Origin of the sequence: Streptomyces sp. NPDC006516 (genome assembly GCF_040611875.1) — a bacterium.
Classification (GTDB): Bacteria; Actinomycetota; Actinomycetes; order Streptomycetales; family Streptomycetaceae; genus Streptomyces.
This window is the reverse complement of sequence record NZ_JBEXPD010000001.1, coordinates 1,078,455-1,101,369: the sequence shown is the minus strand read 5'-3', so window position 1 is coordinate 1,101,369 and position 22,915 is coordinate 1,078,455. Positions and strand designations below refer to the sequence as shown.

General features: G+C 71.6%; 16 protein-coding genes. 6 read left to right on the top strand and 10 right to left on the bottom strand.

Going from position 1 to position 22,915, the window contains the following annotated elements:
* Window positions 1-84 precede the first annotated feature (84 nt).
* The 3 genes from pepN to ABZY45_RS04840 all read right to left on the bottom strand — a co-directional run bounded on the left by pepN (window position 85) and on the right by ABZY45_RS04840 (window position 4,088).
* Window positions 85-2,637 carry an aminopeptidase N gene (gene pepN, locus ABZY45_RS04850; protein WP_356736118.1) on the bottom strand — a complete coding sequence of 851 codons (2,553 nt, stop codon included), beginning with the start codon at window positions 2,635-2,637 and terminating at the stop codon, window positions 85-87.
* 151 nt (window positions 2,638-2,788) lie between these two features.
* A complete protein-coding gene (locus tag ABZY45_RS04845) occupies window positions 2,789-3,112 on the bottom strand; it encodes a chorismate mutase (RefSeq protein WP_145802271.1) in 324 nt (107 codons plus the stop codon).
* A gap of 130 nt (window positions 3,113-3,242) precedes the next feature.
* Window positions 3,243-4,088, bottom strand: coding sequence for an AraC family transcriptional regulator (locus ABZY45_RS04840; RefSeq protein WP_356736597.1), 846 nt, complete (start codon window positions 4,086-4,088; stop codon window positions 3,243-3,245).
* 125 nt (window positions 4,089-4,213) lie between these two features.
* Between ABZY45_RS04840 and ABZY45_RS04835 the strand changes: the two genes are divergently transcribed.
* From ABZY45_RS04835 to ABZY45_RS04825, 3 genes are all read left to right on the top strand, one after another.
* Window positions 4,214-6,019 carry a beta-galactosidase family protein gene (locus ABZY45_RS04835; protein ID WP_356736115.1) on the top strand — a complete coding sequence of 602 codons (1,806 nt, stop codon included), beginning with the start codon at window positions 4,214-4,216 and terminating at the stop codon, window positions 6,017-6,019.
* A 114-nt stretch (window positions 6,020-6,133) separates the two neighbouring features.
* Window positions 6,134-7,039, top strand: coding sequence for a hypothetical protein (locus ABZY45_RS04830; protein WP_356736113.1), 906 nt, complete (start codon window positions 6,134-6,136; stop codon window positions 7,037-7,039).
* Window positions 7,040-7,074: 35 nt separating this feature from the next.
* Window positions 7,075-8,175 carry an ankyrin repeat domain-containing protein gene (locus tag ABZY45_RS04825; RefSeq protein ID WP_356736111.1) on the top strand — a complete coding sequence of 367 codons (1,101 nt, stop codon included), beginning with the start codon at window positions 7,075-7,077 and terminating at the stop codon, window positions 8,173-8,175.
* Window positions 8,176-8,328: 153 nt separating this feature from the next.
* Here ABZY45_RS04825 and ABZY45_RS04820 read toward each other — a convergent pair whose 3' ends face one another.
* The 5 genes from ABZY45_RS04820 to ABZY45_RS04800 form a co-directional block, all read right to left on the bottom strand.
* Complete coding sequence (locus ABZY45_RS04820) at window positions 8,329-9,996, bottom strand: DEAD/DEAH box helicase (RefSeq protein ID WP_356736109.1); 1,668 nt, start codon at window positions 9,994-9,996, stop codon at window positions 8,329-8,331.
* A 207-nt stretch (window positions 9,997-10,203) separates the two neighbouring features.
* Window positions 10,204-10,407, bottom strand: coding sequence for a cold-shock protein (locus tag ABZY45_RS04815; RefSeq protein WP_015607926.1), 204 nt, complete (start codon window positions 10,405-10,407; stop codon window positions 10,204-10,206).
* 557 nt (window positions 10,408-10,964) lie between these two features.
* Window positions 10,965-11,576, bottom strand: a complete 612-nt coding sequence (locus tag ABZY45_RS04810) for a TetR/AcrR family transcriptional regulator (RefSeq protein ID WP_356736107.1) — start codon at window positions 11,574-11,576, stop codon at window positions 10,965-10,967.
* A gap of 58 nt (window positions 11,577-11,634) precedes the next feature.
* Window positions 11,635-12,156 (bottom strand): pyridoxamine 5'-phosphate oxidase family protein, encoded by a 522-nt coding sequence (locus ABZY45_RS04805; RefSeq protein WP_356736105.1) that lies wholly within the window; start codon window positions 12,154-12,156, stop codon window positions 11,635-11,637.
* A 179-nt stretch (window positions 12,157-12,335) separates the two neighbouring features.
* A complete protein-coding gene (locus tag ABZY45_RS04800; protein ID WP_356736103.1) occupies window positions 12,336-13,079 on the bottom strand; it encodes a VWA domain-containing protein in 744 nt (247 codons plus the stop codon).
* A gap of 169 nt (window positions 13,080-13,248) precedes the next feature.
* On the opposite strand from ABZY45_RS04800, the gene ABZY45_RS04795 reads away from it, so the two are divergent.
* The 3 genes from ABZY45_RS04795 (at window position 13,249) to ABZY45_RS04785 (ending at window position 16,506) form a co-directional block, all read left to right on the top strand.
* A complete protein-coding gene (locus ABZY45_RS04795) occupies window positions 13,249-14,163 on the top strand; it encodes a rhomboid family intramembrane serine protease (RefSeq protein WP_356736101.1) in 915 nt (304 codons plus the stop codon).
* Window positions 14,164-14,408: 245 nt separating this feature from the next.
* Window positions 14,409-15,149, top strand: a complete 741-nt coding sequence (locus ABZY45_RS04790) for a dienelactone hydrolase family protein (RefSeq protein ID WP_356736099.1) — start codon at window positions 14,409-14,411, stop codon at window positions 15,147-15,149.
* 112 nt (window positions 15,150-15,261) lie between these two features.
* The gene (locus tag ABZY45_RS04785) at window positions 15,262-16,506 is read left to right on the top strand and encodes an SLC13 family permease (RefSeq protein WP_356736097.1); all 1,245 of its coding nucleotides are present in this window, start codon (window positions 15,262-15,264) and stop codon (window positions 16,504-16,506) included.
* A 120-nt stretch (window positions 16,507-16,626) separates the two neighbouring features.
* On the opposite strand, the gene ABZY45_RS04780 is transcribed toward ABZY45_RS04785, so the two are convergent.
* Window positions 16,627-18,087, bottom strand: a complete 1,461-nt coding sequence (locus ABZY45_RS04780) for a glutamate synthase subunit beta (protein ID WP_356736095.1) — start codon at window positions 18,085-18,087, stop codon at window positions 16,627-16,629.
* A complete protein-coding gene (gene gltB / locus ABZY45_RS04775) occupies window positions 18,080-22,639 on the bottom strand; it encodes a glutamate synthase large subunit (protein ID WP_356736093.1) in 4,560 nt (1,519 codons plus the stop codon). Before gltB ends, ABZY45_RS04780 begins: the two co-directional genes overlap by 8 nt.
* Window positions 22,640-22,915 lie beyond the last annotated feature (276 nt).

Genomic DNA, 22,915 nt, shown 5'->3' with positions numbered 1-22,915 from the left:
CTGGTATAGGCGTTCGTTGCTCGCATGACTGTGCCCGGCCTTTCTGTCGAAGGGGCCGGGCACAGGGGTGGTGCGGTGTGTGGGTCAGTGGGCTTCGCGTACGGCGAGTGCGCGGCGCAGGTCGTCGAGCTGGTCGGTGAGTTTGCGGCGGAGTGCGGGGGTGAGGTCGGGGTCGTCGAGGGTGGCGGTGCCGAGCCGGAGGCTGTCGGTGTCGATGGCGTGGGCGGGGAAGGCGTAGCGTCCGGCGGCTTCGGCCATGGCGGGTCCACGGCGGGCGGCGAGGGCGGTGGCGTCGGGGTAGTAGCGGGCGACGTAGTCGTTCAGGAGGTCGCTCTGTTCGGGTTGCCAGAAGCCTTGGGCGGTGGCGGTGAAGAGGTAGTTGGACAGGGTGTCCTCGGTGAACATGGCCTGCCAGGCGGCTTCTTTGGCTTCGGGGGTGGGGAGGGCGGCGCGGCAGCGGGCGGCGCCTTCCTGTCCGGTGGCGCTGGGGTCGTTGCCGAGTTCCTGGGCGATGGCGGCTTCGTCGGTGGCGCCGAGGACGGCGAGGCGGGTGAGGATGCGCCAGCGGAGTTCGGGGTCGAGTTCGGGTCCGCCGGGGACGGTGCCTTCGGTGAGCCAGTCCTGGATGCCGTCGGGCTGGGTGGCGGCGTCGATGAAGTGGCGTACGGCGGTGAGGCGGAGGCCGGGGTCGGGGCTGCCGGGCGGGGTGCCGTCGTGGTTGGGTTCCCAGTCCTTGGCGGTGAGGCCTTCGGTGCGGCGCAGGAGGTCGCGGCAGAGGGAGGTGAGGGTGGCGAGGGCGGTGGGGCGGTCCTGGGGGGCGAGGTAGCGGTCGGTGATGTGGGTGGCTGCGAAGCCGAGGACGCCTTGGACGAGGGCGAGGTCGGTCTCGTACGGGAGGTGGGTGCGGGCGGCGGTGAGGTAGGTGGCGGGGTGGAGTTCGCCGTCGCGGACCATGTCGCGGGCGGTGTTCCAGAGGAGGGCGCGGGTGAGGGCGTCGGGGATGCCGGAGAGGTGGGTGAGGGCGGTGTCCCAGGACGGGGTGTCGAGGCGGATCTTGGCGTAGGTGAGGTCGTTGTCGTTGAGGACGACGAGGTCGGGGCGGAGGCCGAGGTGGGTGGAGGGGGTGCCGTCCTGGGGGATGTCGAGTTCGAAGCGGTCGCGCAGGACGAGTTGTTCGGTGCCTGTCTGGGTGTCGAGGCTGTGGTCGTAGGTGCCGACGGTGATGCGGTGGGGGCGGTTGCCGGTGCGGTCGACGGTGAGGTTCCAGCTGTTGCCGGTGTTCTCGACGTGGGCGGTGAGGGTGTCGATGCCGGTGGTGCGGAGCCAGCTGGTGGCCCAGGTGTGGACGTCGCGGTCGGTGGCGGTGGCGAGGCTGTCGATGAAGTCGGCGAGGGTGGCGTTGGCGAACTTGTGGCGGGTGAAGTGGGTGTTGATTCCGGCGAGGAAGTCCTTCTCGCCGAGCCAGGCGACGAGCTGGCGCAGGGCGGAGGCGCCCTTGGCGTAGGAGATGCCGTCGAAGTTGAGGAGGGCGGAGGCGGTGTCGGGGACGGAGTCGGGGTCGGGGGCGACGGGGTGGGTGGTGGGGCGCTGGTCGGCGTCGTAGCCCCAGCCCTTGCGGGCGACGCCGAAGTCGGTCCAGGTGTCGGTGAAGCGGGTGGCTTCGGTGAGGGTCTGGTAGCCCATGTACTCGGCGAAGGACTCGTTGAGCCAGATGTCGTCCCACCAGGTGAGGGTGACGAGGTCGCCGAACCACATGTGGGCCATCTCGTGGGCGATGACCATGGCGCGGGTCTGGCGCTCGGTGTCGGTGACGGCGGAGCGGTAGATGAATTCGTCGCGGAAGGTGACGAGTCCGGGGTTCTCCATGGCGCCGGCGTTGAATTCGGGGACGAATGCCTGGTCGTAGGAGTCGAAGGGGTAGGGCTCGTCGAACTTCTCGTGGTAGCGGTCGTAGCAGGCGCGGGTGATGCCGAGGATCTCGTCGGCGTCGGCGTCGAGGTGGGGGGCGAGGGAGCGGCGGCAGTGGATGCCGAAGGGCAGTCCTGCGTGGTGGGTGGTGACGGAGTGCCAGGGTCCGGCGGCGACGGCGACGAGGTAGGTGGAGATGGGTGGGGTGGGGGCGATGGTCCAGTGGCCGTCGGTGGCCTGGGTGGTGGTTCCGTTGCCGAGGACCGTCCAGCCGGTGGGGGCGGTGACGGTGATGTCGAAGACCGATTTGAGGTCGGGCTGGTCGAAGGCGGCGAAGACGCGCTGGACGTCGTCCATGAAGAGCTGGGTGTAGACGTAGGTCTCGCCGTCGGCGGGGTCGGTGAAGCGGTGCATGCCTTCGCCGGTGCGGGAGTAGCGCATGGTGGCGTCGACGGTGAGTTCGTGGGGGCCTTCGGTGAGGCGGTCGAGGGGGTAGCGGTTCCCGTCGAGGCGTGCGGGGTCCAGCGGCTGTCCGTCGAGGCTGAGGGCGCGCAGGGTTTCCGGCTTGATCTCGACGAAGGTGTCTCCGGCCTCGTGGGCGGTGAACCGGATGGCGGTCCGGGAGTCGAAGGTCTCCTCACCCGTGGTGAGGTCGAGGTCGACCGTGTAGCGGTGTACGTCGAGGAGCTGGGCGCGGGTCTGCGCTTCGTTGCGCGTCAGTACGGACATGGCGCCCATGCTGCCGTACGGCCGGGGGCCTGTGCAGTGGGGTTCTCGCAGGGCTGACGGGCGGTGCGGGCCTGCTGCGCCCCGGTGTGTCCGGGGGGTGCGCGGGGTGCCGGCCGCCTGCGGCGGGGGTGCCGCACGCGGCCGGTCGGGGTCAGGCGTCGGGGCCCGCTGTCTCCTCGGCGATGCGCTCGTGGTGGCGGATGACTTCGGCGACGATGAAGTTCAGGAGCTTCTCGGCGAAGGCGGGGTCGAGCTTGGCGCTCTCGGCGAGCTGCCGCAGCCGGGCGATCTGGCGGGCTTCGCGGGCCGGGTCGGCGGGCGGCAGGTGGTGTTCGGCCTTGAGGTGGCCGACCTGCTGGGTCGCCTTGAAGCGCTCGGCGAGCATGTGGACGACTGCGGCGTCGATGTTGTCGATGCTTTCGCGTAGTCGGTTCAGCTCGGCGGTGGCGTAGGCGTCGATGTCGCTCGTGGTCATGGTCAGCGAGCTTAGACGGCCGGGTGGTGGCCTGGTCGCGGGTGGGTGCGGGGGCCGGGTCCGGGGGTGCGAGGCCGGCGGGGGCGGCGCGTGGTCAGAGGCGGGGGCGCGGGGGTGCCGGGGCGCGTGGTCAGGGGGCCGGGTCGGGCCGGCCGTCGGGGGTGCTGCGTCCCTGGCGGTCGCGGAAGCGTACGGGCGGGGTGCCGACGCGGCGGGCGAAGAGGCGGGAGAAGTAGGCGGGGTCGTCGTAGCCGACGCGGCGGGCGACGGCGGCGACCGGCAGGTCGGTGGCGGCGAGCAGTTCCTTGGCGTGGCTGAGCCGGATGTTCAGCAGGTAGTCCTTGGGGGTGTGTCCGGTGGCGCGTTTCACGGCGGCGCGAAGTTCGGCGGGGGTCATGCCGTGGCGTGCGGCGTGTTCGGCGACGGTGAGGGGCTGGAGGGCGTCTCGGGCGAGGGCCTGGAGTACGGGTGTGCCGTCGGGCCCGGTGTCGGCGCGTGCGCGGCGCAGGGCGACGAGGAGTTCGTGGAGTGCGGCGCCTGCTTCGACTTCGAGGAGGGGGTTGTCGTGGCGTGCGGCGCGGACGATGCGGCTGATGGCGGCGCGGGGGCCCGCGGTGTCGGTGAGGGGGACGAGGGGGCGGTCGGGTTCGATGTAGCCGAGTTCGGTGTAGGTGGCGGTGGCGGGGCCCGTGAAGTCGACGAAGCTCTCGTCCCAGCCGGTGGGGTCGGCGCCGTAGTGGTGGGGGGTGCCGGGGGTGAGCCAGATGAGGCTGGGTGCGGTGACGGCGGTGCGGCGGCCGTCACCGGTGGTGATCCAGCCGCTGCCGGTGTTGACGAGGACGGCTGTGTGGTGGTCGAGGGTGCGGGGGCCGACGGTGGGCAGGGCGCCGTGCTGGAGGCCGACGCCGAGGCAGGCGAGGCCGAGGCGGTGGTGGCGGGGGCTGGGGGTGAAGAAGCGCATCCAGGTGTGGTGCACCGGCTTCGCCTCCTCGTGGGGCGTTGCGTCCAACTGTCGGCGATCTTTCTCCATGGACCGGGGTGTGCCCGGGGGTGATGCTGAGGGCCGGTAGGGGATCTCGCACTCAGGAGCGTACGAGCACGATGACTGACTTCCGCGTGGAGGACGACCACTTCCTGCTCGACGGGCGGCCGGTGCGGCTGCTGTCGGGGGCTTTGCACTACTTCCGGGTGCACGAGGCGCAGTGGGGGCACCGGTTGTCGATGCTGCGGGCGATGGGGCTGAACTGTGTGGAGACGTATGTGCCGTGGAATCTGCACGAGCCGAGGCCGGGTGAGTTCCGGGATGTGGGGGCGCTGGGCCGTTTCCTGGACGCGGCGCACCGGGCGGGGCTGTGGGCGATCGTGCGCCCGGGGCCGTACATCTGTGCCGAGTGGGAGAACGGCGGGCTGCCCGCGTGGGTGACGGGGCGGTTCGGGCGGCGGGTGCGGACGAGGGACGCGGGGTACGGGGCGGCGGTGGGGCGGTGGTTCGGGGAGCTGCTGCCGCAGGTGGTGGACCGGCAGGTCACGGGGGGCGGGCCGGTGCTCATGGTGCAGGTGGAGAACGAGTACGGGAGTTACGGCTCGGACGGGGTCCATCTGGAGGAGCTGGCGGACCTGTTGCGGCGGTGCGGGGTGACGGTGCCGCTGTTCACGTCGGACGGTCCGGAGGACCACATGCTGACGGGGGGTTCGGTTCCGGGCCTGCCGGCCACGGCGAATTTCGGTTCGGGGGCGCGGGAGGCGTTCGGGGTGCTGCGCCGGCACAGGGCGCATGGTCCTTTGATGTGCATGGAGTTCTGGTGCGGCTGGTTCGAGCACTGGGGTGGTGAGCGGGTGGTGCGGGATCCCGCGGGGGCGGCGGCGGAGCTGCGGGAGATCCTGGAGTGCGGTGCGTCGGTGAATGTGTACATGGCGCACGGGGGGACGAATTTCGCCGGGTGGTCGGGGGCGAACCGTTCGGGTCCGCTGCAGGACGGGGCGTTGCTGCCGACGGTGACGTCGTACGACTACGGTGCGCCGGTCGACGAGTACGGGCGGGCCACGGAGAAGTTCTGGCTGTTCCGTGAGGTGCTGGCCGAGTACGGGGAGGGCCCGCTGCCGGAGCTGCCGGCGGAGCCGGTGGGGCTGCGTGGACGGGTGCGGGTGGAGTTGACGCGGGGTGCGTCGCCGGGGGACGTGCTGGAGGCGCTGGGCGATCCGGAGACGGCGGAGTCGGGGGTGCCGCCCACCTTCGAGGACCTGGGTGTGGATCGTGGTGTGGTGCGTTACCGGGTGGGTGTGCCGGGGCCGCGGCAGGCGTATCCGCTGGGTGTCTCGGGGCTGCGGGACCGGGCTGTGGTGTATGTGGACGGGGTGCGTGCGGGGGTGCTCACGGAGGAGGACCACACGCTGGAGGAGCCGGTCGCGGGGCCCGCCGAGGTGGAGTTGTGGGTGGAGTCGCTGGGCCGGGTCAATTACGGTCCGCGGCTGGGTGAGCCGAAGGGCGTCACGGGCGGGGTGCTGCACGAGCGGCAGTTCCTGCACGGGGTGCGGGCGCGGGCGCTGCGTCTGGACGCGTTCGAGGTGCCGGGGGCGGTGGACCGGGTGGTGTTCGAGGATGCCGGGGAGGTGGGGCCGGCGGGCCTGTTCCGGGGGTCCTTCGAGGTGGCGGACGTGGCGGGGACGGGGCATGCGGGTCTGGAACTGCCGGGCTGGACCCGGGGGTTCGTGTGGGTGAACGGATTCTGCCTGGGCCGCTACTGGTCGGTGGGGCACCGGCGTCCGCTGTACGTGCCGGGGCCGGTGCTCCGTGAGGGAACCAACGAGGTGTGGGTGTTGGAGCTGGAGGCGGCGGGCGAGCTGTTCGTGGAGCTGGGCCCGGGTGCGCCCGTCGGGGACGGCGCCCCTGGGGAGGAGCTGGGCTGAGCCGGGCTGAGGGTCGGCCGCCGGCGGCGCCCCCGTACCGGCACCGTCCACGCGCGGTGCCGGTGACCCGGCCTACAGTGAAGGTCCGTCGAGGGCTGCCGGAGGGGGTCGGACGTGAGCGAGGGAAGTGGCGGGGGCGGGCCGGTGGTCCGCGGTTTCCCGCATCTCGACGCCGTACGGTCCGCGATCACGGCGCTGTACCGGCGCCTCTCCCCCGAGGGCGTGCGCTCCTACGCCGCGAGCCTGTCCCCCGCGGAGGTCGCCTTCTCCGACGTGGACGACCTGTATCCGGGCGCGCAGCGGGTGGCGGGCGCGCTGGTGCGGCATCTGCGGCTGCCGCAGGCGCGTGTCGTCGTCGGCTTCCGGCGGATGGAGCACGCCGCGAGTGTCGAGCTCACGGCCGGGCCCGAGTACTTCGTCGAGCTCAACGACCGCTTCCGTACGCACCGGCGGGACATCGGGGCCGCGCTCGCGCACGAGGTCACCCATGTACTGCTGCACCGGCTGGGGTTGGAGCTCCCCGGCACCCGTGAGAACGAGATCCTCACCGACACGGTGACGGCCTACCTCGGGGCGGGCTGGCTCCTGCTCGACGCCTTCCGTCAGGACGCGGTCTCCAGCCAGAAGCTCGGCTACCTCACCCCCGAGGAGTTCGGCTACGTGCTCGCCAAGCGCGCGATGGTGTTCGGGGAGGACCCGTCCGTCTGGTTCACCAGCCCTCAGGCGTACACGGCGTACACCAGGGGCCGGGCGGAGGCGTTGCGCGATCTGCAGCGGCCGCCGCTGACCGCCGCGGGATGGGCGGGCCGGCGCCGCTACGCCAAGGACCGTCGGCTGGCCAGGGACCACACGGGCGCGGGCCAGGACCCGTCCCTTCCGTACGCCTTCGAGAACGGGGCGGAGGGGTTGCGGGTCTCCTTCACGTGTCCCGTCTGTCACCAGCGCGTCCGGGTCCCGGTCCGCGGCAGAACGCGGGCCCGGTGCGGGCTGTGCCGCACGGTCCTGGAGTGCGACACCTGAGGAGGTTCGCGGACGGGTGGCCGTAGGGTCGGTGTATGACGAATCGTCCGGTCGGTGATGCCGACAGCCTCTTCGAGGCGTTGTACGACGGTGAGAATGCCGTCGTCGGGGCGCTGCGTACGGGCGTCTGTGCGGAGTCGGCCGACGCCGAGGGGACCACCGCGCTGTATCTGGCGTCCGTGCAGGACCTTCCCGGAGCGGTGCGGCTGCTGCTGGCGGCGGGTGCGGACCCGAACCGGGCGAGCGGGCCGGAGCAGGGCGACCTGCCGTTGTGCGGGGCGGCCTGCGGTGGTCACGCCGAGGTGGTCGAGGCGCTGCTGGCGGCGGGTGCCGAGCCTGATCTGAGCGAGGAGTTCGGCTTCACGGCGCTGCGCTGGGCGGCGGGCCTCGGTCATGCGCGGGTGGTGGAGATCCTCCTCGCCCATGGTGCGGACCCGGACCTGCCGGGCCCGCACGGTGAGGTCCCGCTGCTGGTCGCGGCGCGGAGGGGGTCGGTGCACACCGTGCGGGCTCTGCTCCGGCACGGTGCCGGCGGCCTGGCACCCGCCTTGGAGGAGGCCCGGCGTGTGCTGGCGTCGGACGTGGAGCAGGAGCTGCGGAGCGCGCTGCGGAGCCTGTACGGGGACGAGGGGCACGCGTACGAGGTGCGCCGGGCGCCGCAGGACGGCGGGGTGACCGTCACGGTCGAACTGTTGCGGGACGGCGTGCCGTTCGCGTCCCAGGACCGGCAGACGGGGCACGGGGCGATCGCGACGCTCCTGGAGGACGCGCTGGGGCTGAGGGCGCCGTTCGAGGAGCTGGCGGTCAGGGCGTTGCGGGGCGGCGGGCCGGGGATCGACAACTGGCTGGTGGCGGTGGGGACGCTGGGGCAGCGCGGCGACGAGGAGACGTTCCAGGCTGCCGCGGCCTGGACGGCGAGCGAGGATCCGCTGCGGCAGGTGTTCGGGGTGGACGTGCTGGCGCGGCTCGGGTTCCGCGCGGGCCCCAGGCCGTTCGCCGAGCGGGCGGCGCCGCTGCTGCGTGAGCTCGCCCGGGCCGGGGCGCCGATGGTGGCCGAGGCGGCGGCGCGGGCGCTGGGCATGTACGGGGAGGGGCCGGGCGACGACGGGGGCGCGGGCCCCGGCGGATACGCGTAGGCGCCCGCACCGCCGGGCCGGCCCATGAGGCCGGCTCGGCGGTGCGGGCGCCGGGTGTGGTGACGGGCGAGGGCCGTCACCACACCCCGGGACCAGGTTTTTCGTACGGATCGGGCGGGCTCGGCGAGCCCTGCGTGATCCGGACGAGAGGCCCTAAGCGGCCCGGCGGCCACGCCCGGGCGCGCTGCCGCGCCCGGTGCCGCCGGCGCGGCCGGCCCCGGCCGCACGGCCTGAAGCGCCCGCGCCGCCGCGCGCCGCACCGCCGCCGGCACCGCCACGTGTGCCGCCGCCGGCGCCGCCGCGGGTCGCGCCGGTGCCCGGAGCGGCGGCCGAGCCCGCGCCCGTACCGCCGAGACGTCCACGGCCGCGGCTGCCGGAGCGGAAGGACCCGCCGGTGCCCGCGCCGGAGCCGTTGCCCGTGCCGCGCGTACGGGGCTTGGGCTGTGTGGGCTGCGGCACCTCTATGACGACCGCGATTCCGGACGGCTCACGGGCTCCCGTGATCTTGCTGAGCTCCTCGTCGCTGGACTTGATCCGGGTGGTGCGCGGCGCGATTCCCGCGTCCTGCATCAGGCGGGTCATGTCGCGCTTCTCGTCGGGCAGCACGAGCGTCACGACGCTGCCGGACTCCCCGGCGCGCGCCGTGCGCCCGCCGCGGTGGAGGTAGTCCTTGTGGTCGGTCGGCGGGTCCACGTTGACGACCAGGTCGAGGTCGTCGATGTGGATGCCGCGGGCCGCGACGTTCGTCGCGACGAGCGCGGTGACCTCGCCGTTCTTGAACTGGTCCAGCGTGCGGTTGCGCTGCGGCTGGGACCGGCCGCCGTGCAGGGCCGCTGCCCGCACGCCGCTGGCGAGGAGGCGCTTGGCGAAGCGGTCGGCGGCACGCTTGGTGTCCACGAACATGATCACCCGGCCGTCGCGGGCGGCGATCCGGGTGGCGACGGCCTTCTTGTCGGTCTCGTCGGCCACGTGGAGCACGTGGTGCTCCATGGTGGTGACGGCGCCGGCGGACGGGTCGACCGAGTGCACGACCGGGTCGGTGAGGAACATCTTGACCAGCCGGTCGATGTTCTTGTCGAGGGTGGCGGAGAACAGCATCCGCTGCCCGTCGGGCTCGACCTGCTTGAGCAGCGCGACGACCTGCGGCATGAAGCCCATGTCGGCCATCTGGTCGGCCTCGTCGAGGACGGTGATCGCGACCTGGTCGAGGCGGCAGTCGCCGCGCTCGATGAGGTCCTTCAGCCGGCCGGGGGTGGCGACGAGCACCTCGGCGCCACGGCGGAGTGCGCCGGACTGCCTGCCGATCGACATGCCGCCGACGACGGTGGCGACGCGCAGGTTCACGGCGGTGGCGTAGGGGGTCAGCGCGTCGGTGACCTGCTGGGCGAGCTCACGGGTGGGGACGAGGACGAGCGCCAGCGGGGCGTGCGGCTCGGAGCGGCGACCCGCGGTGCGGGCGAGCAGCGCCAGGCCGAAGGCCAGGGTCTTGCCGGAGCCGGTGCGGCCACGGCCGAGGATGTCCCGGCCGGCCAGCGAGTTCGGCAGGGTGGCGCCCTGGATGGGGAAGGGGTCGGTCACGCCCTGGGCCGCGAGGGTCTTCAGGAGCGCGGCGGGCATGTCCAGCTCGGCGAACGCCTCGACGGCGGGCAGCGCGGGGGTCAGGGTCTCGGGCAGGGCGAATTCGCCGCCCTGCGCGGGCGCGGGCCTACGGCGGGCGGGTGCCCTGCCGGCTCCACGGGTGTTCGCCTGCGGCCGGTCCGTTCCGCGCCCTCCGGTCGGGCGGTTGCGGGTCGGTCGGTCCTGGCGTTCGGAGCGGGTCATACGGAATTGCCCTCCTGGGGGATTCCTGGGATTGCTTGGTGTTGTCTGCCGCCTGCTGCGGACTGCTCGATGTGCGCCCCAGGATGCATGCACAGAGCAGGTGTCCCGGCGGAAAGGCCGACGGGAGCCGGACGAGCCGGAAACAGCACAAACCGGGGCCCGCACCTTGACGGTGCGGGCCCCGGTTGCGAGGTACGCGTCCGGAGATTAGGCCGGGACGATGTTCTCCGCCTGCGGGCCCTTCTGGCCCTGCGTGACGTCGAAGGAGACCTTCTGGCCCTCCTGGAGCTCACGGAAGCCCTGGGTGGCGATGTTGGAGTAGTGGGCGAAGACGTCGGCGCCGCCGCCGTCCTGCTCGATGAAGCCGAAGCCCTTTTCCGAGTTGAACCACTTCACGGTTCCAGTAGCCATGTCATTCTCCTAAAAGAGGTGCAGTGCCGGAAATCCGCACTTTACGAATTCCAAGTCGCCGCATTGAGCCCCATCCGGAGAAAGCCGGAAAACAATAAAGCGCCTGATGGAGGGTTCCCGTCAGGCGCACATAAAGTTCATGGGTACCAAAACTGCAACTGGGCAACCGTAGCACGTTCCTTCGCGGAGCGGCAGATCACTCCGTACCGGCGCGCCGGAGATTTCCGCCCGCGTGGTCGGTGGCGGGGGCTGTTCACGGTGGGTTCCCCTCGCGTTCCCGCATGCCCCCCGCGCAGTTCCCCCATGGGTCTCCGGGGTTTCGCCGGGCGACGGAAGCGAGCGTTCCGGACGTCGGCGGGCAGCGGTGCGGCGCACGCACGGTTCACCTGAATGCCACACGCGCGCCCGCGCCACCGCGCGCGTGAGGCAGCGGGGCCCGGCCTGATCCGCTCCATGACGGCACCCGGATCCGCCCCGCGGGTTACGCCGTACGGGTGCCCCCGGGCCGGGAGGACCCGCGGGGCCCGGACGCGAGGACCCCCGCGCGCCGGAAAGCGTCAGGCGCGCGGAGCGAGGCCGTCCAGCAGCAGGGCGAGGTACGCGCGGGCGAGGTCGGCGGGGCCGTGCCCGCCGTCCGGCCGGTACCAGGAGGCCGCGCCCCAGACCGCGTCACCGATGAAGCGGGCGGTGAGCCTGAGGTCGGGGCCGGCGCTCAGCGTCCGGTCGGCGGCTCCGCGCTCCAGCGTGCGGTGCCAGGCGTCCTCGAGCACCGGCTGCACTTCCGCGAGGTACCGGAAGCGGGGCCGGGCGGCGAGGTGGGCCGCCTCGGTCCGGTAGATGGCGGCGGCAGCGGGGTTCCGCCCGATCTGGCGGAAGGACTCGGCCACCAGGGCTTCGAGCGTCTCCCTCGGGCCGAGGCCGGAGCCGAGCACGGTGTCGTACGCGGTCCGGAGCCCGGCCAGGAAGGTGGAGAGGATCTCGTCCACCATCGATTCCTTCGAATCGAAGTGGTGGTAGAGGCTGCCGGCGAGCATCCCCGCCTCGTCCGCGATCCCGCGCATGGTGGTGGCGTCGTACCCCTGCGCGGCGAAGACCTCTGCGGCGACGGCCAGCAGGTCGGGGCGACGCCCCGGCCGCGAGGCCGTCGTGGGCTTCTTCTTGGTAGGCACTCCCCCATTGTCCGCCCGGCCGTGGGCCGCCGGAACCGCGTGGCCGCAGGTCAGGGCGTCACGACTCGCGGACCGGGCTTTCGTCGCCCCTCCTGCGCAGGGTGCGCAGCGGCCGTCCGGGGCGCCACACCTGCAGGACGATGTCGTCGCCGTCGAGCCCGGTGCGGACGACCTCGGCGGGGTCCGCGCGGAAGAGGAGGAAGGGCTCGGGCGGGGTCACCTCCTCGACGAAACGGGCGCGTACGGCGGGGTCGGTGACCTCCACCGCCAGGCCGGAGACGCGGATGTCCCCGTCGGCCATCTCGGCGTCCGGGCCTGGATTGGCCTGGATCGCGAAGCGGGGGTCGCGTCGCAGATCGAGTGCCTTGCGGGAGTTCGGCATCATGCCGAACCACAGGGTGTCCATACGGAACTCGACCTCCAGGCCGGTGACCCGGGGCGAGCCGTCCTTGCGCAGGGTCGCGAGGACGTGGTGCTTGTACAGCTGGAACCGCTTCTGCACGGTGTCGGCGAGGGCCGGCTCCGCCGCGCGGAAGTCCTGCCAGGTGCTGGGTGTGGTGCTCGATGTCATGGGTGCCATCGAACCCCTTGATCAGGACATCTGCTGTCGGGATTTGTCGCGTGTCCTGGGATCGGCGCGGGGAATCGTCCCGTGTCCTGGTGCCCGCGCCCCGCGGGGCGGTCCCGCACCCGGGTCACGGTGATGGGTCGCCGAACCCCCCTGTCACCGCGGCGGGCCGCCACGCCCCCGGAGCGGGCTCATCCGGCGATCCCCTGGGCGCGGGCGGACGCCAGCCAGTGCGTGAACTCACCGACCAGCCGGTCGTAGAGCTCTGAGTCCGGGACGGCCCGGGGGTCGGGTCCCGCGTGGAAGAAGCCGGCGTTGTCGATCGGGCGTTTCTCCGGTACGGCCAGTTCGTCGAGTCTGCGCAGGAAGTCGAACTGCGAGCTGCGCTTGTCGCCGAAGCCGATGAACTGCCAGAACAGCGGCAGCTTCGCCGCCTTGCAGAGGTGGCGTTCCGCAGCGAGTTTGCTGCTCGGGCCGCCGTCCGTCTGGAAGACGACGAGGGCGGGTGCGGTCGAGCCGCTGTCGAGGTGGTGGTCGATGACGGCGTCCATGGCCAGGTGGTAGCTGGTCCTGCCCATGTGCCCGAGGCCGGCCACGATCGCGTCGATGCGGCCGTGGTGGTTGTCGAGGGCTATGTCGGTGACGGCGTCGATGTCCGTGGAGAAGAAGACGACGGGTACCCGCCCGTCGTCGTCCAGATGGGCCGAGAGACCGAGCACCCGGTCGGCGAGGGCCTGGACGCTGCCGTCCTTGTAGTAGTCCCTCATCGAGCCGGAGAAGTCGAGCACCAGGTGGACGGCGGCCCGCTCGCCGCTCAACCCGTGTTTCTCCAGGGAGATCTGCGCGCTCCGGTAGGGGCCCGCGAGCGCCGGCGCCTGCTCCTGGACCTTGCGCAGACTGATGGCCGGGCCTGCGGGCGTGGGTGATCCGGTCATGCCGGCTCCGATCCGTGTGCGGGCTCGCGCCCTTGCGGTGACGGGAGTTCAGAGCGTAGGACACCGGCCCGGCCCCAGGTGTGCCGCTTCGCGGGGCGGTTCGCTATGTTGAGCTGCCGCCGCCGCAGCGGCCGCCCCTCCTGCCCGTCCACGAGTGAAGGAGCCGGCCATGGAGGCCGCCGCCACCACGTGTTACCGCCACCCGTCGTACGAGACGTATGTGCGCTGCACCCGCTGCGACCGCTACATCTGCCCCGACTGCATGCGTGAGGCCGCCGTCGGCCACCACTGCGTGGAGTGCGTGAAGGAGGGGCAGCGCTCGGTGCGCCAGGCCCGCTCACTCTTCGGCGGTGCGATGCCCACGGCCACCACTCCCCTGGTCACGTATGTGCTGATGGCGCTGAACGTCGTCGCGTACGTCGTCGAGGTGGTCCGCGCCGACACGGTGGACCGGTTCGGGATGCTCGGAGCGGTGCTGGTGGACCCGGCGGGCGGGCAGTACTACTACGAGGGCGGGACCTACCCCGGTTTCGAGCTGACGGGGGTGGCGGACGGGGAGTGGTACCGGCTGGTGACGGGGGCCTTCCTGCATCTGCCGCCCGACTCGTCGTTCGGTGTGATGCACCTCGTCTTCAACATGCTGGCGCTGTGGAATCTGGGCAGGGTCGTGGAGGGCCAGCTCGGCCGGGCGCGGTATCTGGCGCTGTATCTGCTGTCCGCGGTGGGCGGTTCGGTGCTGGTGTACCTGGTGTCGCCGGAGACGACAGCGGTCGGCGCCTCGGGGGCCGTCTTCGGTCTGGCGGCGTCCTTCTACGTCATCAACCGCCGTCTGGGCCGTGACATGCGGGCGGTCAACCGCTTCCTGGCCGGGTTCCTGCTGTGGATGGTGATCTCCGCCGCGTTCACCTCGTGGGAGGGCCACCTCGGCGGGCTGCTGACCGGTGGCCTGGTGACGTACGGACTGGCGTACGCCCCGGCGAAGCTCCGGACGTCCGCGGCCCAGCTGGCCGGTGGTGCGGTCCTGGTCGTGCTGCTGGCCGTCGTGGTCGCCGTACGGACGGCGTCCCTTACGGGTGCGGCCTGAACAAGGCCCGCGCTTCCGGCGGCAGTTGGGGAGAGTGGCACGGGCCCTGCCCGGTGGACTACGTTGGCGCGATGACTACCGGGACGGCCTTGCGCCACACACGGATCGGTGACCCGGCTCTCCCCTGAGCGCCGTACGGGCCTGCGCGGGCCCGGACCGGGACCGAGGGTTCGGTGCTGCCGCGCGGGCTCCGCCTCCTGTCGTGCTGACCGCAGTCCAGCACGTCGACCACGACAGGAGATCTCATGCGCACCCGGACACGGACACTGCACGTTCCCACCGCGGACGGCCGGGCCGACGCCTTCGCCGCCTTTCCCGACGACGGTGAGCGGCACCCGGGGGTACTGATGTACCCGGACGGCTTCGGGGTTCGCCCCGTGCTGCGGGCCATGGCCCGCGAGCTGGCGGGGCACGGCTATCACGTGCTCGTCCCCAACCTCTTCTACCGTCACGGCCCGGCACCGGTGATCGAGCTTCCCGAGCACATCGGTCAGGAGGCCAGGCAGACGGTCTTCGCCCGGCTGATGCCCCTGATCGAGGCGCACACGGCGCAGCGCACCCTGAGCGATGCCGCCGCCTACCTCGATTTCCTCACCGGCCGGCCCGAGGTGAGTTCCGGACCGGTCGGGGTGACCGGCTACTGCATCGGCGGGCTCCTCGCGGTCCGCACCGCCGCGGCGCACCCCGGCCGGGTGGCCGCCGTCGCCGCGTTCCACGGGCCCGTGGGCGCCGACGGGCCGGGCGGCCTCGCGGGGCTGACCGCCCAGGTCCACTTCGGCCACGCCGAGGGCGACATGACGCCGGAGTCCCTGGACGAGCTCGACCGGGCCCTGGAGAAGGCGGGCGTCGACCACACCTCCGAGGTCTACCCCGGCACCGTGCACGGCTTCACCATGTCCGACACGGACGCCTTCGACCCGGCCGCGCTGCGGCGCCACTGGGACCGCCTGCTGCCCCTGCTGGGACGTGCCCTGTCCGACGGCTGAGGTCCCGTATCCCACGGTCCTCCCCCACCGCCCGTCCCGCTCCCGGCGAGGGGGGTCTGACGGCGAACTCGCCGGTCCACGGCGTACGTACGCCTTCTGGGATCATCACCCCATGGCAGGAGATCTCTCGGTGGGGGAACCCGGGTCCGGCGGCGGTGAGGGCCCGCGCGGCCTTCTCAGGCGGCTGCACCCGCTCGACTGGCTGGCCGGCGCCCTGCTGGTCCTGGGGCTGCTCGCGGTGGTGACCGGGCTGCTGCCCCCGGGGCCCGCCGCTGCGGAGATGCGGCGCGTCGGGCCGCTTCTGGTGTTCCTCGGCACCGTGATCGTGATGGCCGAACTGACGGGCCGTGCGCAGGTCTTCGACGTGGTGGCGGCCTGGGTGGCGCGCGCGGGGCGGGGGCGGTATCCGCTGCTCTTCGGCCTCTGTGTGCTGTTCGCCTCGCTCACCACGATCACGCTGAACCTGGACACCACGGCGGTGCTGCTCACCCCGGTCATGCTGACGCTGGCCGGCCGGGTGGGGATCGCCGCGGTGCCGCTGGCGATGACGACGGTCTGGCTCGCCAACACCGCGAGTCTGCTGCTGCCCGTCTCGAATCTGACCAATCTCCTGGCGGCGGACCGGGTGGCGCTCTCGCCGTCCGGTCTCGCCGCGGTGATGTGGCTGCCCCAGCTCGCGGCGATCGCCGTGACGGCGGCGTGCCTGTGGGTCTTCTACTGGCGGCGTGGCCGGCGGGGCGCCGACCGGTACGTGTCCCCGGACGCGCCGGTGGCCGGGGATCCGGTCCTGCTGCGGATCTGCGCGGTGGCGTGCGCGGGATTCCTGCTGGCGATCCTGCTCGCGGACGTTCCGCTCTGGTCGGCTTCGCTGACGGCGATGGCGGTGGTCGTGGTGGCGTTCGCCGTGCGGCGCAGACAGGAGCTGCGGCTGTCGCTGGTGCCGTGGCGGCTGCTGGTCCTGGTCCCGGGGATGTTCCTGGTGGTCGAGGCGATCGACGCGCACGGGCTGCACGAGCGGCTGGAGTCGCTGCTGGGCACGGACGACGGGTTCGTGGGGATGCTGCGGACGGCGGCGGTGGGGGCGGGGCTGTCGAACGTCCTGAACAACCTGCCGGCGTATCTGGCGGGCGAGGCGGTCGTGCCGGCGGGGAACCGGCAGCAGTTGCTGGCTCTGCTGATCGGCGTCAACGTGGGGCCGCTCGTCACTCCGTGGGCGTCGCTGGCGACGCTGCTGTGGTTCGAGCGGTGCCGCCGGCAGGGGACGCGGATCGCGATGGGCCGGTTCATGGGGACGGGTCTGGTGCTCGCGGTGACGGGCACCCTGGCCGCCGTGTGCGCGCTGGCGCTGGTGGGCTGAGCCCGCGGGGCCGTGGCGGGCCCGGACACGCCGCAGCGCCCGCCCAGGTCCGGTCGGGGACGAGGCGGGCGCCGCGTTCAGTTCCGTACGCCGTTGTACGGGACGTCTGTGTGCCGTGGATCAGACCGTCAGTGAACGGTCCGTCGGGCGGATCGGGGCGGGCAGTGCGCTGGCCCCGGTGAGGAAGCGGTCCACGCCGCGCGCCGCGGAACGGCCCTCGGCGATGGCCCAGACGATGAGCGACTGGCCACGGCCCGCGTCACCGGCGACGTAGACGCCGTCGACGTTGGTCGCGTAGTGCTCGTCGCGGGCGATGTTACCGCGCTCGTCGAGTTCCAGGCCGAACTGCTGGACGAGGCCGTTGGCCTGGTCGGTGCCGGTGAAGCCCATGGCCAGGGTGACGAGCTGGGCCGGGATGACCCGCTCGGTGCCGGCCTTCTGCTCCAGCTTGCCGTCCTTGAACTCCACCTCGATGAGGTGCAGGGACTGGACGTTGCCGTCCTCGTCGCCCTCGAAGTGGGTGGTGGAGACGGAGTAGATCCGCTCGCCGCCCTCCTCGTGCGCGGAGGTGACCTTGTAGAGCATCGGGAAGGTCGGCCAGGGCTGGTTGGCGTTACGCTCCGCGCCCGGCTGGGGCATGATCTCCAGCTGGGTGACGGAGGCCGCGCCCTGACGGTGTGCGGTGCCGACGCAGTCGGCGCCGGTGTCGCCGCCGCCGATGACGACGACGTGCTTGCCCTCGGCGGTGATCGGGGAGACCGTCAGGTCGCCCTCCTGCACCTTGTTGGCGAGCGGGAGGTACTCCATCGCGAAGTGCACGCCGTTCAGCTCACGGCCGGGGACGGGCAGGTCGCGGGAGACGGTGGCACCGGCGGCGATGACGACCGCGTCGTAGCGGCGGCGGAGCTTGGCGGCGTCGATGTCCTTGCCGATCTCCACCTCCGTACGGAACTTGGTGCCTTCCGCGCGCATCTGCTCGATGCGGCGGTTGATGTGCGACTTCTCCATCTTGAACTCGGGGATGCCGTAGCGGAGGAGTCCTCCGATGCGGTCCGCGCGCTCGAAGACGGCGACGGTGTGACCGGCCCTGGTCAGCTGCTGGGCCGCGGCGAGACCTGCCGGGCCCGAGCCGATGACGGCGACGGTCTTGCCGGAGAGGCGCTCGGGCGGCTGCGGGGTGACGTCGCCGCTGTCCCACGCCTTGTCGATGATGCTGACTTCGACGTTCTTGATGGTGACTGCGGGCTGGTTGATGCCGAGGACGCACGCCGACTCGCACGGAGCGGGGCACAGGCGGCCCGTGAACTCCGGGAAGTTGTTCGTGGCGTGCAGGCGCTCCGACGCCGCCGACCAGTCCTCACGGTAGGCGTAGTCGTTCCACTCGGGGATGAGGTTTCCGAGGGGACAGCCGTTGTGGCAGAACGGGATGCCGCAGTCCATGCAGCGGCCGGCCTGCTTGCTGATGATCGGGAGCAGCGAACCGGGAACGTAGACCTCGTTCCAGTCCTTGACACGCTCGCCGACGGGGCGGGTCTTGGCGACCTCGCGTCCGGTGGTCAGGAAGCCCTTGGGGTCAGCCATTGGTCGCCGCCTCCATCATCTTCTCGGTGGTCTCCTGCTCGGAGAGACCGGCGAGCTCAGCGGCGTCCTTGGCGGCGAGCACTGCCTTGTAGGTGGACGGGATGATCTTGCTGAAGCGGGCGACGGCGGAGTCCCAGTCGGCCAGCAGCTTCTCGGCGACCGTCGATCCGGTCTCCTCCTGGTGGCGGCGCACGACGTCGTGCAGCCACTGCTCGTCGGTGTCGTCGAGCGTCTCGACGGCGCCGATGTTGCCGGTGTTGACGTTGTCGAGGTCCAGGTCGATGACGTACGCGATGCCGCCCGACATGCCTGCGGCGAAGTTGCGTCCCGTCTCGCCGAGTACGACCGCGTGACCGCCGGTCATGTACTCGCAGCCGTGGTCGCCCACGCCTTCCGAGACCACCGTGGCGCCGGAGTTGCGGACGCAGAAGCGCTCGCCGGTCCTGCCCCGGAGGAACAGCTCGCCGCCGGTCGCGCCGTAGCCGATGGTGTTGCCGGCGATGGTGGAGTACTCGGCGAGGTGGTCGGCGCCGCGGTCGGGGCGGACGATGACGCGGCCGCCGGAGAGACCCTTGCCGACGTAGTCGTTGGCGTCGCCCTCCAGGCGCAGCGTCACACCGCGCGGCACGAAGGCGCCGAAGGACTGGCCTGCGGACCCGGTGAAGGTGATGTCGATGGTGTCGTCGGGCAGGCCCGCACCGCCGAACTTCTTGGTGACCTCGTGTCCGAGCATCGTGCCGACGGTGCGGTTGATGTTGCGGATCGCGATCTGTGCCCGGACGGGCTGGGCGGCTTCGGCGCTGTCGGCGCCCAGGGCGTCGGCGGCGAGCTTGATCAGCTCGTTGTCGAGTGCCTTGGCGAGGCCGTGGTCCTGCTCGTTGACGCAGTGGCGCACCGCGCCCTCGGGGAGCTCGGGCACGTGGAAGAGGGGATCGAGGTCGAGGCCCTGGGCCTTCCAGTGGGTGACGGCCCGGTCGGTGTCGAGGAGTTCGGCGTGGCCGACGGCCTCCTCGATCGTGCGGAAGCCGAGCTCGGCGAGGATCTCGCGGACCTCTTCTGCGATGAACTCGAAGAAGTTGACGATGTACTCGGCCTTGCCGGAGAAGCGGTCACGCAGGACGGGGTTCTGCGTGGCGATGCCGACCGGGCAGGTGTCGAGGTGACAGACGCGCATCATGACGCAGCCGGAGACGACGAGCGGCGCGGTCGCGAAACCGAACTCCTCGGCGCCCAGCAGGGCGGCGATGACGACGTCGCGGCCGGTCTTGAGCTGGCCGTCGGTCTGGACGACGATGCGGTCGCGCAGGCCGTTGAGCAGCAGGGTCTGCTGGGTCTCGGCGAGGCCGAGCTCCCAGGGGCCGCCCGCGTGCTTGAGCGAGGTGAGCGGGGAGGCGCCCGTACCGCCGTCGTGGCCGGAGATGAGGACGACGTCCGCGTGGGCCTTGGAGACGCCGGCCGCGACCGTGCCGACGCCGACCTCGGAGACCAGCTTCACGTGGACGCGGGCCGCCGGGTTGGCGTTCTTGAGGTCGTGGATCAGCTGAGCCAGGTCCTCGATGGAGTAGATGTCGTGGTGCGGCGGGGGCGAGATCAGGCCGACACCCGGGGTGGAGTGCCGGGTCTTGGCGACCCACGGGTAGACCTTGTGGCCGGGCAGCTGGCCGCCCTCGCCTGGCTTGGCGCCCTGGGCCATCTTGATCTGGATGTCGTCCGCGTTGACCAGGTACTCGCTGGTCACACCGAAGCGGCCGGAGGCGACCTGCTTGATGGACGAGCGGCGCGCCGGGTCGTAGAGCCGCTCGGCGTCCTCGCCGCCCTCACCGGTGTTGGACTTGCCGCCCAGCTGGTTCATGGCGATGGCGAGGGTCTCGTGCGCCTCCTGGGAGATGGAGCCGTACGACATGGCGCCGGTGGAGAAGCGCTTGACGATCTCCGACACCGACTCGACCTCGTCGATGGAGATCGGTTCGCGGCCGCTCTTGAAGCCGAAGAGTCCGCGGAGCGTCATGAGGCGCTCGGACTGCTCGTTGACCCGGCCGGTGTACTTCTTGAAGATGTCGTACCGGCGGTTGCGGGTGGCGTGCTGGAGGCGGAAGACCGTCTCCGGGTCGAACAGGTGGGGCTCACCCTCACGGCGCCACTGGTACTCGCCGCCGATCTCCAGCGCGCGGTGCGAGGCGGAGATGCCGGAGGCGGGGTACGCCTTGGCGTGGCGGGCGGCGACCTCCTTGGCGACGACGTCGAGTCCGGCGCCGCCGATCTTGGTGGCGGTGCCGTTGAAGTACGTGGCGACGAAGGCCTCGTCGAGGCCGACGGCCTCGAAGACCTGGGCGCCGCGGTAGGAGGCGACGGTCGAGATGCCCATCTTCGACATGACCTTCAGGACGCCCTTGCCGAGGGCGTAGATCAGGTTGCGGATGGCCAGCTCGGGCTCGATGCCCTCGATGAACGTACCGGCGCGGACGAGGTCCTCGACGGACTCCATCGCGAGGTAGGGGTTCACGGCGGCGGCGCCGTAACCGATGAGCAGCGCGACGTGGTGGACCTCGCGGACGTCCCCGGCCTCGACCAGCAGGCCCACCTGGGTGCGCTGCTTGGTGCGGATGAGGTGGTGGTGGACGGCCGAGGTGAGCAGCAGCGAGGGGATCGGCGCGTGCTCGGCGTCGGAGTGCCGGTCGGACAGGACGATGAGGCGGGCGCCGTCCTCTATGGCGGCGTCGACCTCGGTGGTGATCTGCTCGATCCGGGCGGCGAGGGCGTCGCCGCCGCCGCTGACGCGGTAGAGGCCGGACAGGGTCGCGGCCTTCATGCCCGGCATGTCGCCGTCGGCGTTGATGTGTATGAGCTTGGCCAGCTCGTCGTTGTCGATCACCGGGAAGGGCAGCGTGACGGCGCGGCACGCTGCGGGGGTCGGCTCCAGGATGTTGCCCTGGGGGCCGAGGGTGGAGCGCAGCGAGGTGACGAGCTCCTCGCGGATGGCGTCCAGCGGCGGGTTGGTGACCTGGGCGAAGAGCTGGGTGAAGTAGTCGAAGAGCAGCCGGGGGCGCTCGGAGAGCGCGGCGATCGGCGAGTCGGTGCCCATGGAGCCGAGGGGCTCGCCGGCGGTGCGGGCCATCGGGGCGAGGAGGACGCGGAGCTCTTCCTCGGTGTAGCCGAAGGTCTGCTGGCGGCGGGTGACCGAGGCGTGGGTGTGGACGATGTGCTCGCGCTCGGGGAGGTCCTCGAGCTCGATCTCGCCGGTTTCCAGCCATTCGGCGTACGGGTTCTCGGCGGCCAGGGACGCCTTGATCTCGTCGTCCTCGATGATGCGGTGCTCGGCGGTGTCGACGAGGAACATCTTGCCGGGCTGGAGGCGGCCCTTGCGGACGACCTTGGAGGGGTCGATGTCCAGGACGCCGACCTCGGAGGAGAGCACGACGAGGCCGTCGTCGGTGACCCAGTAGCGGCCGGGGCGCAGGCCGTTGCGGTCGAGGACCGCGCCGACCTGGGTGCCGTCGGTGAAGGTGACGCAGGCCGGGCCGTCCCAGGGCTCCATCATCGTGGAGTGGTACTGGTAGAAGGCGCGGCGGGCCGGGTCCATGGAGGCGTGGTTCTCCCATGCCTCGGGGACCATCATCAGCACCGAGTGCGGCAGCGAGCGGCCACCGAGGTGGAGCAGCTCCAGGACCTCGTCGAAGGACGCCGAGTCGGAGGCGTCCGGCGTGCAGACGGGGAAGATCCGCTCCAGGCTCTCCGCGCCGAAGAGGCTGGAGGCGAGCTGGGACTCGCGGGCCTTCATCCAGTTGCGGTTGCCCTTGACCGTGTTGATCTCGCCGTTGTGCGCGACGAAACGGTACGGGTGTGCGAGCGGCCAGCTCGGGAAGGTGTTGGTCGAGAAGCGGGAGTGGACCAGCGCGACCGTGGTGGCGAAGCGGCGGTCGGAGAGGTCCGGGAAGAACGGCTCCAGCTGCCCGGTGGTGAGCATGCCCTTGTAGACGATCGTGCGTGCGGAGAGCGAGGGGAAGTACACCCCGGCCTCACGCTCGGCGCGCTTGCGCAGGACGAAGGCCTTGCGGTCCAGCGCGATGCCGGTGCTGTTCCCGTCGGCGACGATCAGCTGGCGGAACTCGGGCATGACGGCGCGGGCGCCGTTGCCGAGGATGTCCGGTGTGACCGGCACCTGGCGCCAGCCGAGGACGTCGAGGCCCTCCTCGGCGGCGATCTTCTCGATCTGCTTGACCGCGTCGGTGGAGTCCTCGGCGGGCAGGAAGGCGATGCCGACGGCGTAGGAGCCGGCCTCGGGGAGTTCGAACGAGACCTCTTCGCGGAGGAAGGCGTCCGGGACCTGAAGGAGGATGCCGGCGCCGTCACCCGAGTCGGGCTCGGATCCTGTGGCGCCGCGGTGTTCGAGGTTGCGCAGTACGGTCAGCGCCTGCTCGACCAGCTCATGGCTGGCCACACCGGTCAGAGTGGCCACGAACCCGACGCCACAGGCGTCGTGCTCGTTACGGGGGTCGTACATCCCCTGCTGGGCGGGGCGACCGTCCATGGGCGACCAGGCGTCGGAACGCATCGGCTCTCCCGTCGTCGTCGTGGCATGTGCTGTGCCGAGGGACGACGCTGGCCCTCTGCGAAATTTCGTGCAGGTTACATGATGGAACGCTTCTCAAAAAGCGAATAGTCCGTTCCACCATGCGGACACCACGAAGCCGTGGTGGGGGTGGGTCATGATCGAACGCGTCCATGTGGATCACTGTCCGGGGAGACCGCAGAGAGCAGGCGTCGTTGCCCGCGGTGTCTACGGCTCTTGCCCAGCGGTCATCGAATCGAAACCGCCGGGTAACGGCTA

Excerpts from the sequence above, each read along its gene's own strand:
- ABZY45_RS04800 (WP_356736103.1), bottom strand. The coding sequence starts at position 13,079 with ATGACCGGATCACCCACGCCCGCAGGCCCGGCCATCAGTCTGCGCAAG.
- ABZY45_RS04835 (WP_356736115.1), top strand. The coding sequence starts at position 4,214 with ATGACTGACTTCCGCGTGGAGGACGACCACTTCCTGCTCGACGGGCGG.
- ABZY45_RS04795 (WP_356736101.1), top strand. The coding sequence starts at position 13,249 with ATGGAGGCCGCCGCCACCACGTGTTACCGCCACCCGTCGTACGAGACG.
- ABZY45_RS04805 (WP_356736105.1), bottom strand. The coding sequence starts at position 12,156 with ATGGCACCCATGACATCGAGCACCACACCCAGCACCTGGCAGGACTTC.
- gltB (WP_356736093.1), bottom strand. The coding sequence starts at position 22,639 with ATGCGTTCCGACGCCTGGTCGCCCATGGACGGTCGCCCCGCCCAGCAG.
- pepN (WP_356736118.1), bottom strand. The coding sequence starts at position 2,637 with ATGTCCGTACTGACGCGCAACGAAGCGCAGACCCGCGCCCAGCTCCTC.
- ABZY45_RS04780 (WP_356736095.1), bottom strand. The coding sequence starts at position 18,087 with ATGGCTGACCCCAAGGGCTTCCTGACCACCGGACGCGAGGTCGCCAAG.
- ABZY45_RS04820 (WP_356736109.1), bottom strand. The coding sequence starts at position 9,996 with ATGACCCGCTCCGAACGCCAGGACCGACCGACCCGCAACCGCCCGACC.
- ABZY45_RS04785 (WP_356736097.1), top strand. The coding sequence starts at position 15,262 with ATGGCAGGAGATCTCTCGGTGGGGGAACCCGGGTCCGGCGGCGGTGAG.
- ABZY45_RS04845 (WP_145802271.1), bottom strand. The coding sequence starts at position 3,112 with ATGACCACGAGCGACATCGACGCCTACGCCACCGCCGAGCTGAACCGA.
- ABZY45_RS04815 (WP_015607926.1), bottom strand. The coding sequence starts at position 10,407 with ATGGCTACTGGAACCGTGAAGTGGTTCAACTCGGAAAAGGGCTTCGGC.
- ABZY45_RS04790 (WP_356736099.1), top strand. The coding sequence starts at position 14,409 with ATGCGCACCCGGACACGGACACTGCACGTTCCCACCGCGGACGGCCGG.
- ABZY45_RS04825 (WP_356736111.1), top strand. The coding sequence starts at position 7,075 with ATGACGAATCGTCCGGTCGGTGATGCCGACAGCCTCTTCGAGGCGTTG.